Consider the following 13,849-nt stretch of genomic DNA (forward strand, 5'->3'; position numbering starts at 1 on the left):
AAGCCGGTCAGCTGAGCAGGGTGACGGGCAGGTAGTCGTGGCCCCAGGTGCGCAGAGAACGGGACCGTCGCCCGGGGCCGGCCGGGGCGAGCTGGGTCACGCGCTGCGCCATCGCGTCGAGCAGGCAGGTGAGGGTCAGCCGGGCAAGCCAGGCCCCGAGGCAGTGGTGTGAGCCCATCCCGAACGACAGGTGGTGGTTGGGCTGGCGTCCGATGTCGACCTGGTCAGGGGCGGGAAAGACGCTGGGGTCGCGGTTGGCGATCGGGTGCCAGGCCGTGATGCGCTCCCCGGCTCGGATCGTGGTGCCGCCGATGGTGAGGTCCTCGGTTGCTGTCCGCATCACGTTCAGGCTGGGCGCGCTGAGGCGCAGGATCTCCTCCACCGCGCCCGGTATCAGTTGCCGGTCGGTGCGCAGTCGCTGCCACTGCTCGGGCGCCGCCATGAAGGTGCTGGCCGCGCCCACCAAGGCCTGCCGTGTCGTCTCGTGCCCGCCGGCGAGCAGCAGATGCGCGTTGTAGAGGATCTGTTCCAGGCCGAGATCCTCCTGCTTGTCGGCGCGCAGCCGGGCAAGTACTCCCTCGCCCGCGCCAGGGCGGTGCAGGAGCTGCTGGAAGTAGAGGAACAGCTCAGTGTTGGCTTCGGCCACGTCCTGCTGGCTGGGTTCGGGCGCGGGAAGCGGGCCGGAGCTGGCGCCGAAGGCCGCGGCGGTCCACTGGGAGACCTGCGCGCGGTCGGCTGCGGGGATGCCGAGGATCAGACCGGTCAGGGTCAGGGTCATCCGTGTGGCCACGGCCGTAGCGAAATCGACCTTCCCGACTTGGAGTACCTCGTCGACCACCCTGCGCGCCGTCTCGGCCAGCGGCTCCTCGACGAAGGAGAGGGCCTGGGGTGTCATGGCCCGGCTGAGCGCTGCCTTCATCCGGCTGTGTGTGCGGCGGTCGGACTGAACGAGCATCCGGCCGCGGGCCGGCTGGTCGGCCTCGTGCAGCTGTCCGACGTGGATGCCGTACTGACTGGAGAGCTGGCGCCGACTCCGGTACAGCTCGACGACGTCGACATACCTTGTCAGCGCCCAGAACCCGGTACCAGCCCCGGAGTTCCAGTAGACCGGGCAACTGCGTTGCAATTCCCGTAGCTCTTCCAGACCTCCGGTGGTGGCGAACATGTCCGGGTCGGCGAGGTCGATACCGGGCACATCAGCCCCCGTGGTGGGGGTCGTACTGCGCCATCGGCAGTTCCGGGGCCGTGTAGGCGGGGATGGCGTCCCAGTTCAGCAGCGCCCGTCGGCGCAGGTCGAGTGCCATCGCGACCGCCCGGTCCGGATGCCAGCCGAGGTGCTCGGCGGCCTCTCGAAGCGGGTGCTCGCCCGTGGCCAGGTTGAGCAGGAGCGCCTCGTCCGGGTCGAGACCGGTGGTGCTGGCTCCCGGTGAACGGACTGGTCGCAGATCGAGGCGATCTGGGGCGGGGATCTCGGTCGTGCCGATGAACAGCCGGTCGAGCTGGCTGCCGAACAGGCAGTCGATCGCCTCCGCAGGGTCCTCGATGATGGGCTTCCCCCGGACGTTGAAGCTGGTGTTCAGCACCATCGGGATACCGGTGAGCCGCTCGAACTCCGTGATGAGCAGCCGGAAACCGCCGGGCAGGTCAGCGGCCACGGTTTGCAGGCGGCAGGTGCCGTCGACGTGGGTGATCTCCCGCACCTGCGGCGCCTTGTCAGGTCGAACGGGGCAGACGAGGAGCATGAACGGACTGTCGTGGCAGGGCAGGTCGAACCACTGCGTCGTCTGCTCCTGGAGGACCGAGGCAGCGAACGGCCGGAAGCCCTCGCGGAACTTGACGCGGGCGTTCAGACGATCCTTCATCCCGGCGATCCCTGGGTGGCACAGGATCGAGCGAGCTCCCAGGGCTCGCGGGCCGAGCTCGGCGCGGTCCTGGAACCAGCCGACGATCTCTCCGCGGGCGACGGCGGCGGCCGCCGCTTCGGCGGCGCCGCGCTCGTCGGTGTGGGTCACCGGCTCCAGCCCGGTCTTCTGCGCGAGGGCCTGGATGGTGTCCTGCTGGCCGGTGACCTGAGACGGTCCGAGGTAGACGTGGGTCATACGTGAGGCCAGTGCGGTGGCGGCGCGGCCGAGCAGGACACGGTCGGCGTACAGGGCAGCGCCGACGGCGTTGCCATCGTCAGTCGCAGCGGGGAAGACGAACAGATCCTCAGGCTGCAGTTCCGCGGCGATGCGGGTGTTCAGGGCACTGTTGAGGAAGCAGCCGCCGGCCAGCACGAGGCGGCGGGTGCCTGCCTCCTGCATCGTCCGGGCGGCCAGCGCCAGGCAGGCGGCCTCGAACTCCTGCTGGAGCTGAGCGGCCAGATCGAAGTGCTGGTGGTCGAACCCGCCCCCGTTGTGTGAGGGGCGCAGCAGGTAGCCGTCGGTGGTGCGGGTGGCGAAGCCGAGGTCGGCGAGGTGGTCGGCGGCCCCGTCAAACCGGATTCGGTCCCCGTCGGCGCGGATGAAGAGCGGCTCTTTCGACAAGGGTTTGCCGTAGCTGGCCAGTCCCATCGTCTTGCCGGCGTCGTCGTAGGTGGACCCAGGTTCGGCGAAGCCGAGAGCGAGCGTGACAGCCCGGTAGACTTCTCCGATGCCGGACAGATCGGTAGGGATCCACAGATCGCCGTCCCTGCGTCGTCCGGCGATCCTGCTGGAGGGGCGCACGGTTCGCCACAGCAGCTGGGGCTCCCCGGTCGGCTGGAAGAGGAACGCGCTCTCCTGCTCGCGGGCTTCCTGGCCGATACGTGAACCGTAGGCGTCGATGACGAGCGCGGCGGCCGGACGGTCTGCGGTGCTGCAGTAGAACGCGGCGCTGGCATGGGCGAGGTGGTGCCCGGGATGGGGGAGGGCGAGCGCCGATGCCGGGTCTGTGAGCAGACCGAGACTTTCCAGCAGCCGGTTTTCCTCGTCCTGACTGCGGGTCTCGGTGGAGGTCGCGATCCAGTGATCGACGTCCCGTCGGCCGAGTTCCTGGTCAGCGAGGACAGTGTCGATGAGGCGGGCCATAGCGGCGGGGTAGGCGTGGTGGGCGACGACGCCGCGCTTCACACCGGTGATGCGCTCCAGGGCTAAGGCCCCGCGAACTTGGCCGTCCACGATGAGCGCCGCAGCGCTGTCGTGGCTCATGTTCAAGCCGACGATGACGGTCATGAGGCTCCTCTTGGACAGGCGGAGAGCAGCAGGAGGCCACCGGTGCAAGTGGGACCTGAGTGACCGTCAACCCGACTGCTGGGCAAGCCCTTTGAGGGTGATGGGCGCGTCTGCGTAGCCGCTAGAGCTGGATGCTGTGCAACCTGTGCAACTCGCTGAGGCCCCTCCCCGGCGGCACCGAGGGCCGGGACGATCGAGCCACTTCCTGGAAGCACCCCGGGACAATTAGCTACGCGTTGTACATTCTTCGTCACCCTCTGATGCACCACCGTGTTGAAGGGCTGCCCCATGGCTCGATCGAAAGAGCTCTCACCCAATCACCGGCTCGGACAGCTGATAGCCGAGACTGGATGGGACAACGTCGGCGTTCTCGCCGACCGCGTGAACCGGCTACTCCACCAGGCCGGCAGCCGCCGCGTGATCCACCGCACTACCCCGTACAAGTGGCTGCATGGGCACGTCCCGAGCGGCCCGGTGCCGGCTCTCGTCGTCCGAGCGTTATCGACTGCGTTGGGTAGGGATCTCACATTCGATGACGTCTGGGTGCATCGCGGCCCGACTACCGTCACCGAGGTGATCCGCGCACACGAAGGGCTCGATCAACCCTGGGACATCACTGGCCTGCACAAGCTGCTGAAGGAACTGGACACGGTGTCCGCCCGCCGTGTAGTGCTGGCCGCCACGGGAACCGTCCTGACAACGCTGGCCTGGCAATCCCTCGCCGCCCCGATTCCCCGTCTCATCGCCCCCCGCAAGCCGACCACCGCGGTCCCGCCATCCGCACTGCGGATCGTGGACAGCCTGGTCTCCTCCGCGCAGGCTGCTGACGACAGGGAAGGAAGCTCGGCCAGGCAGACCATCAGCATGTCCGTCCCGATCATCGTGAAGCTGCTCCAAGAAGGCGACTACTCCCCCGAAGCCGGGGCACACCTGGCCCGATCTCTTGCCCAGGTCTGCCAGACCCTGGCCTCCATGCATCATGACGAACTCGCTGCTGGCATTTCCCAGCGCCTCTACCTCATGGCCTTGCGAGCCGCCCATGCCGCAGGCGATCACGCCCTCGTCGCAAGCATTCTCGCTCGCATGTCAGGGCAAGCGGCTGACTACGGACAGGCCGCCGATGCCGTCCAACTCGCCGCGACGGCCACCGAGGCAGCCGCGCACGCCGCGCCGAGCGTGCGAGCCCTCGTTGCGGCTCGCAAAGGAATCGCCCACGCCAGCGCCCGCGAACCGGACGCCTTCGAGGCGTCGATTGACGACAGCAACCGTTTCTTCGAACAAGCGGCTCGTCAAGGCGAAGCCTCTTCCTGGGCCAGCTACGCCGATCGGACCGAACTCGACGCCATCGCTGGACGCGGCCTGGTCATTCTGGCCGCCAAACGCACCGCTGACCCGTTGATCGTGTTGCCCCGGGCATCCAAGCTCTTACAGGCCCGGGCGCAGACGCCGCTGGGTGGCGATCATCAACGCTCCGCCCTACGTCACGGAGCCCTCTACAGCCTGGCTCAGGCCCAGCTCGGCAACCTCGATGCCGCCGTTGATGCAGCCGAGATTGCCCTCACCCGACTGCCGACCGTTGCATCCACCCGAAGCGTGATGTTGCTACGCGATCTTGCCTTCGTGCTGGACCGGCACAGCGCCGCATACCCACGAGCCCGCACGATCGTTCACGACATTCACGGCCACTGCCAGCGCCTTCGTCTGCGCTAGGCGCCACCCACCGATAGTCACGCGTCACTACGTCAGAACCTGTACCAGTCAACGCATCTGCTGGTACAGCACCGTCACTTGGAGGAGTACGCATGATCAGCGGCCGGACTACGGTCTCGTCGACCGTTCAGTACGCGGGAGTCCGGGTGGTGGTGCGCCGCGATTCGGTCAGGCGCACAGACCAGAGTCTGGGGACCTACGAGTACACCGAGTCGGTCGACGGCGTGCGCGTTGTAGCTCTCGACGACCGAGGCCGGATCGCTCTGGTGGAAGAGAACGTCTACGTGTGCGGTCAGCGGCTGCTGATGTGCCCCGGCGGCGGATGAGCCCGGCGAGGATCCGCGGGCGGCTGCACGCCGGGAATTGGCCGAGGAAGCGGGCATCCGTGCCGCCGAGGTCGAACCGCTGACGACGATGTCGCGGATGCCTGCTGGCGCGCGCACGCGTGAGCACCTCTTCCTTGCACGGCACTTGAGTATCGGTGAACACCATCCGGACGCGAGTGAGGCCGACATGGAACTGTGCTGGGTCGCATTGGAGGATGCGGTAGCGATGTGCGGCGCCGGTCGGATCACCGAAGCCGGCACCCTCGCGGCGGTCTTGCTGACCGCGCAGCGCACCGCTGCTAGCCCCAGACCCTGAGCCGCGAGTCAAAGAGGCCCACCTTGCTAACGCCTCTGCCTGAGCGTCGGCGTTTCGGCCAACCCGCCACCGGGCGTGTGCTCTTGCGCGGCAGGGGTCGTTGCAGCACACACCTTCGAGAATCCGCACAACTCCGGGGTGTCCAACCCGTCCGAAAGCGCAGGTGTTCGAACTCGGTGCGGCGTCGTTGAGCACGACGACACGACCGCCATGTCCACGAGAGGGAACTCATTGACGCCCATCGAACCAAGCTGCGGCGGGCCTGGAAGCCTGCCGAAGGCCGTGGCCAGCTCTTCCGCGATCCGCAAGACGAACCCGCCCACCGGCGGCGGGGCCTCGCCGGGGCGGCCGTGTCCGCGCTGCTGGACGTGCTGGAGCGCGAGGGGGTCACGCTCTACGAGCTGCACGCGAGCAAGGAGGCCGCGCCGCTGTATGGGGAGTTCGGCTTCGCGCGCGATCCGGCCCTCATGCGGATGACGAAGCCCCCGCAGGCCCAGGACGAGGGCGCGCGATGAACGAGAAGAGGCTCGATCCCGAGAAGTACGCCGCGGCGCTGCCGAAGGCCGTCGTGTCCGCCTGGACATCACCACCGTCGACCTCACCGCTCCTGCGCACCCCGCCTATGCCCTCATCACCTGCCGCCTGGTCTACCGATGGATCGACGACAAGCCGACCTTCCTCGACCGGATCCGGCGCATCCTCGCGCCCGGCGGAGTCCTCTGGGTCGTCACCGAGATCGCCGGCCGCCGCACGACCACCAGCCAACCCTCCAGCAGCTCGGGATCTCACCCCTTGACGCCGCACTGCTGACGACCGGCTGGTCCTGCGGAGGGACCGCCGACCTCGACGTTCTGCGCTGCTAGGCCCTGCGGCCCTGACCCCGTGACCAGAAGGAAGCATCCGGTGCCAAACATCGAAAACCGCACCCGAGGGATCTGTGTCTCCTACTGCCGCACCCGCTCGGATGCCGGGGCGTACCGGCAGGAGGTGGCACCGTGAAAGCGCTGGTGAACGATCCCCGCTTCGCCGCCACGACGTTCTTGGTGGTCGACTTCGAAGGCCTCACGCCGGCGGGACGGCCTGCCGAGCCGATCGAGGTCGCGGCGCTGGCCCTGCGCCCCGTAGGCGACCGGTTGGTGGAGGTCGGCCGGTTCGAGGAGTTGATGCGGCCGCCCGCCGACGTTCCCGTGACCGCGCGGGACGTTCAGCTCAAGGGCATCACGCAGCAGATGCTGTCCACGGCACGTCCGGCCGCCGAAGTGCTGGCGCGGCTCGACGCCCACCTGACCGCGCCGCCGTACCGGCTGATCGCCCACCATGCCTTCACAGAGGCCGGGATCATCGGCCGACAGGCCGAGCACTGTCCCGTGCTCGGGGGCACGCCACTGCTGGACACGCTGCGTCTGGCCAAGGCCGTGGTGCCCGGACTCCGCTCCTATGGGCTGGACGGCCTGCTCGGCTACTACGGCATCCCGAAGCCTGCCGGACGGCACCGGGCGATGCCGGATGTCGAGGTCACCCCCCAGGTGCTGGCCCGGCTCCTGGACGACGGATGCGCCGACGGGCGGTGGAGCACCCTCCTCGAACTGGACGCGGTCGCCGGATTGCAGCCCAGTCGTCGACCGGTGCCTGAAGCGGAGCAACGTGCCTTGTTCTGAAGCAGCGTCTCGGCAGGAGGGAGGCGACGCGGTCAGCCTCTTCAGGGCTAGTGCTCGTAGAGCCGGCCGTGCTAGTTGCCAACCCAAGGCTGCTGATCAGATCGACGCGAGATGAGGTAACTGTCCATGACCACGCTGGTGTTCACCGCTCCGGACGCAGCCACCGCGTGCCTGCCCAAGAACCTCGGTATCCCCGGCGGTCGCGACGCCGGCGTCAACGCGCTGCGCGACGCAGGCGATCCGGCCGAGTTCCCTCCCGTCCACCGCCTCGAGGAGACCCCGTCGCCATGAACCACCCATCTTTGCCGTCGCTGCTGGGGGTGTTCGCTCACCCTGACGATGAAAGCCTTCTTGCCGGCGGTGTGCTCGCGCAGCACCACGCCGCCGGCGCCCGCACAGCGGTCGTCACCGCCACCTGGGCCCCCGACAGCCGCCGAGCGCCCGAACTCGCCGACGCCCTTGCCGTCCTGGGCGCTGGCTACCCACGCCTGCTCGGCTACAACGACGCCCGCAACCCCGGGGCCGCGCCCGGCCAGCCCCGGCTCGTCGACGCACCCCTCGATGAGGCCATCGGCCGCCTCGTTGCCCACATCCGGGACTTCCGTCCCGACATCGTCGTCACCCACGACGCGGTCGGCCAGCTGACCGGCCACCCCGACCACGTACGCACCCACCAGATCACGCTGCTCGCCGTTGAAGCCGCCGGACTGGCCCACCTGCATCCCGAAGCGGGCCCGCCCTGGCAGCCGGTCGCGCTGTACGCCGCCACGCACCCCGAGTCCGGCGTCGACCCGCTCCGCAGGCTCCTCGAAGGGGTCGGAAAGGAGGTACTCGCGGTGCCGGACTCGTACGTGACCACCAGCGTCGACGTCACCCCCTGGGCCAACGAGAAGTGGAAGGCGATCCTCGCGCACCGCGGCGAGGTCGCGCGCGAGCGGCCCCTGCCCGGCATCCTCGCCCGCCTCCCCGAAGCAGACCGCACCCAGATCATCCAGACCGAACACTTCACCCGCCTCACCCCCGGTCCCACGAAGGGCGCCCCGGCCCAGCTGACCACCTGCCCCCCACCACACCTTCACCGCCCACGAGCAAGCCCCCGATGATCGGAGAGAGATGACCACGACTTCTGCCCCCGACGAACGTCCCAGCGTGGCGATGAGCGATGAGGCGTACGGGTCACTGCGCGCGTCGCATGCTCTGTGGGCCGGCACTTCCGTGTTGATCACCAACCGGCGCGGTCAGATCCTGGTCCAGCGCATCAGCTACCGGCCCACTCGCCTGCTTCCCGGCGGCGCCCTCGACAAGGGCGAGCCCCCAGCCCGGGGCGCCGGCCGCGAGCTCACAGAGGAGCTCGGCGTCACGGCGACTATCACCCGAGGACTGGCCGTCGACTGGGTCTCTCCCACCGGCCGGACAACGCCCCCGGCCATGAGATTCCCAGGCGAGCTCCTCCACGTCTTCGACGGCGGTGTCTGGGACGACGACCAGATCGCGGCAATCCGGCCCGCACCAGGCGAGATCGACGACATCGAGTTCGTCGAACCTGCTGACCTTCCCGCGCTGATGGCTCCAGATGACGCCCGCCGCGCCCTGTCCGCACTCCGCGCCCGCATCAACGGCGCCGGACCCGTCTTCCTGGAGGACGGAATCCCGATCGCGCCCACCGTCCTCGACCGAGTCGGAATCCTGCGCACCGCCCGGGCCCGCCACCACCTGGCCTTCCACCCCGCCCCCACCCCCGCCAACCTTCCGGTCCGCCAGTCCTGGGTATGGGCCTTCGCCCCGGACGGGCGAGTCCTCGTCCTCCTCGAACCCGACACCGGTGCAGCCGTCCTACCCGGTGGCACCCCAGAACCCGAAGACGGCGGCGACCCCGTGGCCACCGCCGTCCGTGAAGCCCGGGAGGAAGCTGCAGCAGAGCTCGCCGGCTTCCGGTACCTCGGGTACCTGTCCGACCCCGACGCCTCGTGTGCGCGAGCCCGATACGCCGCCGTCCTCAAGAGCCTCGACGCTGCCTCGGTCGATCCGGCGACCGGTCGTACCTACGTCCGCATCCTGGCCACCCCCGAGCAGGCCCTGGAGTTCTTCGACTGGGGGCCATCCGCGGCAGAAGAGCAGCTCTCAGCTGCGCATCAGGCCCGAGTCCTCCTCGGCATCCCCAAAGCCACTCACCAGCCCGTCACCGAACTCACCGACCCCACTTCCTGGTAGCTCCCCCACCTCACGAATCGAGAAGCTGATGAACGCCATCCCCACCTCCGACACCCAGCGAACCGAGTCAGCCGAGGATCGCACCGGCGGTTGCCTCTGCGGTCGTATCCGCTTCACTGCCCAGGGCCCGGCAGTCTTCCCCCACACCTGTGAATGTGAACACTGCCAAAAGCTCGGCGGCACCCCCGTGATGTGGTGGGTGGGCTTCAAAACGATCGCCTGGATCGGCGAGGATGGCGAGCCAACCTGGTACGAGACCTTCCCCGGTGAGGCGAAGCGTGGGTTCTGCCCGACCTGTGGCAGCCGCGTCGCAGCGATCGACCGGGACATCCCGGAAATCGGCATCAACGTCACGGCCCTCGACGACACCAACGGCGAAGACCTCGTCCCGATCCACGCGTCCTTCCATCACAACGCCGTGCAATGGCTGCCCTCGGTCGCGAAGACAGAGGCCAGCGCGGCCAGCTGACCACCTCCGCCCTGCACACCAACTCGCATGGCTGCGGCTTCTCTTCGCGTGTCGCTCCGCGCACGGCGGCCTTGCCGCTCGCCGGCGAGGACCAGACCGCACGAAAGTGGCCCCGCGGTGGACCTGGATGATGGAGCCGCAGCGGATCGAAACCCAGTTACCGAGGGTCAGGTGGGCGCCGGGGTCGATCCTCGACCACGAGGTCGTCGGGCAGGCCGCAGTCCTCGCCGAGGCTGAGCTCCGGGCCGTGCTTGGCGCGCAGCCGCTCGGCCACGGATGGCAGGGGCGGAGTCGCACTGGTTATTGCGGGAATTGGTCCTTCGTTTGGCGGTGGTGAACGAGGCCAGGCTTCGAAGACCTGCTGGCAGATGGTCTCGATCACCTCTGCGGTGGCGGGCTCCTCAAACGCCACGGATGACCGGGGAGATCAGCCGGAGTTACGTGCGTTCTTCCTTAGGGCTGTCAGTGCTTCCTGCCGGGGCTCCGTGTCGTGGGTGCTGCACACCATCTCGTTCCTCGCCCGGGGCAGCCACTTCTCGGTCGCCTGGGGCCTCTGTTCCCGGCCTCTCCGGCTCTAGCGACGACTGCGAGAAGTCGTTGGGATCTAGGCCAGGCTCAGGCCCGGCGCCTCGCAGAGCTCGGCGAGTAAGGCGACCTGGGCAGCCGGGCGCAACGGTGCGGGGGTCGACCGCTTCGAGGGGCGCGTAGGTGGTGTAGGGGGAGTCGTCAGATTCGCTGCGGTCGCGCGGAAGGAGCCAGAAGGTGCGGCGGTCGTAGCGGCCGGAGTCGCGGGTGGCGGTGGTGTTGGGGGCGAGGTTGGCGTAGCCGACGAGGCGGCCGGGCTGGTGGTACGGGGGCTTTCCGGAGCGGCGTTTGGTGATGTCCAGGCTCTCGCGGACGTAGTCGAGGTCGTCGATCGGCACGGTCCAGACGATCTCGGTCTCGGCGGCCAGCTGCTCGGGGGTCAGGCGTGTGGTGGGTGCGGCGGAACTCTTGGTGGTGTTCGGTCCCTGGTGAGTACCTTCGTCGGTCCCTGCCGTGTTTTCGCAGGTCAAACCTGATTCGATGCGGGGGTGAGGGACGGAAAGGGACTGTTCTCCGTAAGTGTGTGGCGCTGGTGTGGTGTCGTCGTTCTCCGTGGGGGATACATTGCGGAAGTCGGTCTCTGTTGGTCCCTGGACGCGGGGGTTCATGGGGTTTGACCTGGCCTTTCGTGGGCAGGGACTGTTCTCGTCGTGGTCGGTGGGCTCGGTCATGACGGTCCCTGGAGGCCAGCGGGCGGGTTGATGATCTCGATGCCCTTGTAGATCTTGCGGCCGTTGGAGGTGGGCAGGTTGGTGCCGGGTGGGTGGTGGATGGCCAGGCGGACCTTCTCACCGAAGTGGCGGGGCTTGATGGGGTCGACGCCTTCGTCCTCGCACCAGGCTTCGTAGGCGAGGCGCAGGGTGCGCTGTTCGGTGCGTAGGGCGGAGGGGTCGCCGAGTTTGCAGCAGTCGGACAGGAAGCGGCCGAAGGTGTCCTCGGCCTGGGCGTAGTCGCGGGTGGCGGCGGTGACGGCGTCGGAGTTCTTCAGGTGCGGGTCGTCGCCGTTGAGGTATTTCAAGGTGCCCTGGATGATCCAGTGGAGGATGCCTGGGCCCTCGGCTTCTACGAGGTGGACGTCGAGGTCGGTGATGACGCGGCTGACGGTGTACTCGAACGGGACCAGGCGCAGGCGGCGCCAGAATCCGCGGCCACCGGCGGGGACTGCGGGACGGTGGTTGCCGAGCAGCCAGAGGGTGTGGGTGGGCCAGAAGCTGAAGAAGTCCTGGCGGACCTTGCGCGCCTTGATGCGGTCGCTGCCGGTGAGCAGGGTCATGCGGGCCTGGTCGAAGCGGGCGCCGGGGTTGAGTTCGCTGCACACGATCAGCCGCCGGCCCTGGAGATCGGCGAGTTCGGTGGGGTGGTCGGAGTAGGGCTTGGCCATGAGGAAGTCGTGCGGGGCGGTGTCGGCGTAGTCGCCGAGGAGGCGTTGCACGACGGCGGCGAGCACGCTCTTGCCGTTGCCGCCCTGGCCGTGGAGGAAGGGGAGGATCTGCGCGGAGGTGAGGCCGGTGATCGTGTAGCCCATGACGCGCTGCATGTAGCCGGCCAGGGCTGCGCCCTTCGGGCCGGGGCCGAAGGTGTCGGTGAGGAACTTGTCCCACAGTGGGGTTGGCATCTCGTGCGGCGCGCACAGTGCGGCCCGGGTGTGGAACTGGCTTGGGTGCGCCGGGCGGAGCACGCCGGTGCGCAGGTCGACCACGCCGTCCGGTGTGCACAGTGCGTACGGGTCGGCGTCGAGTTTGTCGGCCGGCAGGTGGAAGGCGGGCATCTTCTTCGCGACCCGGATCAGGGCCTGGTTGCCCTGGTCGTTGAGGGTCCGGTTGATGTGTCGGCGCAGCTGCTGACGAGTGAAGCGTTCCTGGGGGTCGCGGGTGGCGAGGCTCTCGCCGAGCTCGAAGGCCGCCTCTGAGACCGCGCGGGCCTCCAGGTCGATCGCCCACCGGTAGTCGGCCCACCGGTACCAGCCGATGCCGGGCACGTAGCGGAAGTCCTCGCCGTACAGCCGTTGGAACAGCGCGGCGTTACCCCGGTCGGTCAGGGACCGCGGGATCAGCAGTTCCGGCTCCGCCGCGCTGGGCCCGGACACGGGCGGCGCCGCGGTCGGTGTGTCGGGGCCGGGCGCGCGGCTGGCCGGCACGGTGGGTGCGGTCTCCCCGGCCGCGGCCGCATCGGTGGTCGTCATCGTTCGTCTCTCGGGTGCAGGGCCTGCCGCGTGCCCGCGGCCAGACCGGATCGGATGATGCCCAAGGCCGCGGCCTGCTTGGCCGGCCGGGCGCGAAGGGCGGCGTCGAGCAGCGCCGTGCGCGCCGCTTCCTCGGTTATGTGGCCGCCGGCGACCAGGCCGCCGAGGGTGAACGCGGCCCGGTTGAGAACGCCGGACCAGCCCGCGCCCTCGGGGACGCGGCCGCAGTCGGCGACGGCGTCCAGCACGGTAGCGGCCGTCCGCTCCGCCCATCGCCCAGGCTCCGACGACCCGCCGCTGCCACTCCTCCGCCGGGCCGTGAGCGCCGCGGCCCGGGCCCGGTTGGGCACCTTTGGTTCTTCCCGCTCGTCGGCCGCGCCGGGCAGGAGGTGACCGGTGCGGGTCAGCTCACCGGCGAGCCAGCTCGGCAGCAGCACCGGCTCCCGGCGCTCCCCCACCACCCGGTACGTGCCGGCCGCGGTGCTCGTTCCCGGTGCCACGATGTAGCCGCCGCGGGCCCGTACGTCCAACTGCCAGCCCAGCACCGGGCCGTGGTGATCGCCGCCGGCCGACCCGCGCCACGCGGTGCAGGCCGGGGCACGGAACCACAGGTGCAGTCCTCCGCTCGGGGTGCGCACCGTCATGGTCAGCTCGCCCGTGCTCGGGTCGGGCTGGTTCCTGCTCTGGGCGAGCAGGCGGAGCACGTCGACCCCGTCCTTCACCTGAGCGACCTGGGCGGGTGTCAGGTCGACTCCGGGCAGCAGCTGGTCGGCCTGCTGCGACGGGGTGCTGCTGTGGCAGTCGACGTCGACGATGACGAGGTTCGCGGGGCCGGTCGCCACCGCGACGCCGCGGTCGCCCACCGTCCACCAGTGCTCGATCAAGTCGGGGTCCAGGGTGGCGGCGTAGAAGCCGTGGCACAACCCGCCCCGAGCCAGGCACGCGCACTCCTGCGCGGGGTGCGCCACGTACTCGGCACTGTTTTGGCTGCACCGGTGGCAGCCCCGCATCGGCGTCTTCCGGCCCGGCGCCAGCGGGAAGACCGGATACCCGCGCCCCGCGAACCAGCGTGCGACCCGCACCGGCTCGACCTCGCCCGCACTCACCTCGCCTACCTTCCCCGGCACCCGCCGACCGCGGGACCGCTCCGAAACACCGCGGCCGTCCATGCACCGCTCACCCAACACCACCGACCCTCGTC

General features: G+C 69.3%; 15 protein-coding genes. 10 read left to right on the plus strand and 5 right to left on the minus strand.

The window, feature by feature from the left end; all coding sequences use genetic code 11:
* Window positions 1-7: 7 nt before the first annotated feature.
* Both ALMP_RS00360 and ALMP_RS00365 read right to left on the minus strand, forming a co-directional pair.
* Window positions 8-1,195, minus strand: a complete 1,188-nt coding sequence (locus ALMP_RS00360; RefSeq protein WP_264923800.1) for a cytochrome P450 — start codon at window positions 1,193-1,195, stop codon at window positions 8-10.
* Window position 1,196: 1 nt separating this feature from the next.
* Window positions 1,197-3,191: a carbamoyltransferase C-terminal domain-containing protein gene (locus ALMP_RS00365; protein WP_264923801.1), complete on the minus strand. Its 1,995-nt coding sequence runs from the start codon at window positions 3,189-3,191 to the stop codon at window positions 1,197-1,199.
* Between the two features lie 288 nt (window positions 3,192-3,479).
* Between ALMP_RS00365 and ALMP_RS00370 the strand changes: the two genes are divergently transcribed.
* The 10 genes from ALMP_RS00370 (at window position 3,480) to ALMP_RS00415 (ending at window position 9,881) form a co-directional block, all read left to right on the plus strand.
* A complete protein-coding gene (locus ALMP_RS00370) occupies window positions 3,480-4,901 on the plus strand; it encodes a hypothetical protein (protein ID WP_264923802.1) in 1,422 nt (473 codons plus the stop codon).
* A gap of 92 nt (window positions 4,902-4,993) precedes the next feature.
* Window positions 4,994-5,227, plus strand: coding sequence for a hypothetical protein (locus ALMP_RS00375; RefSeq protein WP_264923803.1), 234 nt, complete (start codon window positions 4,994-4,996; stop codon window positions 5,225-5,227).
* Window positions 5,228-5,264: 37 nt separating this feature from the next.
* Window positions 5,265-5,543, plus strand: coding sequence for a hypothetical protein (locus ALMP_RS00380; protein WP_264923804.1), 279 nt, complete (start codon window positions 5,265-5,267; stop codon window positions 5,541-5,543).
* A gap of 251 nt (window positions 5,544-5,794) precedes the next feature.
* Window positions 5,795-6,058 carry a GNAT family N-acetyltransferase gene (locus ALMP_RS44280; protein ID WP_375803405.1) on the plus strand — a complete coding sequence of 88 codons (264 nt, stop codon included), beginning with the start codon at window positions 5,795-5,797 and terminating at the stop codon, window positions 6,056-6,058.
* A 127-nt stretch (window positions 6,059-6,185) separates the two neighbouring features.
* Window positions 6,186-6,353: a hypothetical protein gene (locus tag ALMP_RS00390; RefSeq protein WP_375803406.1), complete on the plus strand. Its 168-nt coding sequence runs from the start codon at window positions 6,186-6,188 to the stop codon at window positions 6,351-6,353.
* A 185-nt stretch (window positions 6,354-6,538) separates the two neighbouring features.
* Window positions 6,539-7,201 carry a 3'-5' exonuclease gene (locus ALMP_RS00395; RefSeq protein ID WP_264923807.1) on the plus strand — a complete coding sequence of 221 codons (663 nt, stop codon included), beginning with the start codon at window positions 6,539-6,541 and terminating at the stop codon, window positions 7,199-7,201.
* A gap of 126 nt (window positions 7,202-7,327) precedes the next feature.
* Window positions 7,328-7,492 (plus strand): hypothetical protein, encoded by a 165-nt coding sequence (locus ALMP_RS00400; RefSeq protein ID WP_264923808.1) that lies wholly within the window; start codon window positions 7,328-7,330, stop codon window positions 7,490-7,492.
* Window positions 7,489-8,304, plus strand: a complete 816-nt coding sequence (locus ALMP_RS00405) for a PIG-L deacetylase family protein (RefSeq protein WP_264923809.1) — start codon at window positions 7,489-7,491, stop codon at window positions 8,302-8,304. The genes ALMP_RS00400 and ALMP_RS00405 overlap by 4 nt, the downstream gene beginning before the upstream one ends.
* Window positions 8,305-8,314: 10 nt before the next feature.
* The gene (locus tag ALMP_RS00410) at window positions 8,315-9,412 is read left to right on the plus strand and encodes an NUDIX hydrolase (protein WP_264923810.1); all 1,098 of its coding nucleotides are present in this window, start codon (window positions 8,315-8,317) and stop codon (window positions 9,410-9,412) included.
* Between the two features lie 28 nt (window positions 9,413-9,440).
* Window positions 9,441-9,881, plus strand: coding sequence for a GFA family protein (locus ALMP_RS00415; RefSeq protein WP_264923811.1), 441 nt, complete (start codon window positions 9,441-9,443; stop codon window positions 9,879-9,881).
* A gap of 437 nt (window positions 9,882-10,318) precedes the next feature.
* On the opposite strand, the gene ALMP_RS00420 is transcribed toward ALMP_RS00415, so the two are convergent.
* From ALMP_RS00420 to ALMP_RS00430, 3 genes are read right to left on the minus strand one after another with little or no spacing between them, the layout of a single operon-like run.
* Window positions 10,319-11,137 (minus strand): DUF6009 family protein, encoded by an 819-nt coding sequence (locus tag ALMP_RS00420; protein WP_264923812.1) that lies wholly within the window; start codon window positions 11,135-11,137, stop codon window positions 10,319-10,321.
* Window positions 11,134-12,648 carry a phage/plasmid primase, P4 family gene (locus ALMP_RS00425; RefSeq protein WP_264923813.1) on the minus strand — a complete coding sequence of 505 codons (1,515 nt, stop codon included), beginning with the start codon at window positions 12,646-12,648 and terminating at the stop codon, window positions 11,134-11,136. Before ALMP_RS00425 ends, ALMP_RS00420 begins: the two co-directional genes overlap by 4 nt.
* The gene (locus tag ALMP_RS00430; protein WP_264923814.1) at window positions 12,645-13,754 is read right to left on the minus strand and encodes a bifunctional DNA primase/polymerase; all 1,110 of its coding nucleotides are present in this window, start codon (window positions 13,752-13,754) and stop codon (window positions 12,645-12,647) included. Before ALMP_RS00430 ends, ALMP_RS00425 begins: the two co-directional genes overlap by 4 nt.
* Window positions 13,755-13,849: the final 95 nt, after the last annotated feature.

The sequence above is a fragment of the Streptomyces sp. A012304 genome (assembly GCF_026008495.1).
In the GTDB taxonomy this organism is placed as follows: domain Bacteria; phylum Actinomycetota; class Actinomycetes; order Streptomycetales; family Streptomycetaceae; genus Streptomyces.

What these genes read in the sequence shown, in the direction of transcription:
- ALMP_RS00400 (WP_264923808.1), top strand. Translation starts at nt 7,328, where the DNA reads ATGACCACGCTGGTGTTCACCGCTCCGGACGCAGCCACCGCGTGCCTG.
- ALMP_RS00410 (WP_264923810.1), top strand. Translation starts at nt 8,315, where the DNA reads ATGACCACGACTTCTGCCCCCGACGAACGTCCCAGCGTGGCGATGAGC.
- ALMP_RS00365 (WP_264923801.1), bottom strand. Translation starts at nt 3,191, where the DNA reads ATGACCGTCATCGTCGGCTTGAACATGAGCCACGACAGCGCTGCGGCG.
- ALMP_RS00405 (WP_264923809.1), top strand. Translation starts at nt 7,489, where the DNA reads ATGAACCACCCATCTTTGCCGTCGCTGCTGGGGGTGTTCGCTCACCCT.
- ALMP_RS00420 (WP_264923812.1), bottom strand. Translation starts at nt 11,137, where the DNA reads ATGACCGAGCCCACCGACCACGACGAGAACAGTCCCTGCCCACGAAAG.
- ALMP_RS00425 (WP_264923813.1), bottom strand. Translation starts at nt 12,648, where the DNA reads ATGACGACCACCGATGCGGCCGCGGCCGGGGAGACCGCACCCACCGTG.
- ALMP_RS00375 (WP_264923803.1), top strand. Translation starts at nt 4,994, where the DNA reads ATGATCAGCGGCCGGACTACGGTCTCGTCGACCGTTCAGTACGCGGGA.
- ALMP_RS00415 (WP_264923811.1), top strand. Translation starts at nt 9,441, where the DNA reads ATGAACGCCATCCCCACCTCCGACACCCAGCGAACCGAGTCAGCCGAG.
- ALMP_RS00370 (WP_264923802.1), top strand. Translation starts at nt 3,480, where the DNA reads ATGGCTCGATCGAAAGAGCTCTCACCCAATCACCGGCTCGGACAGCTG.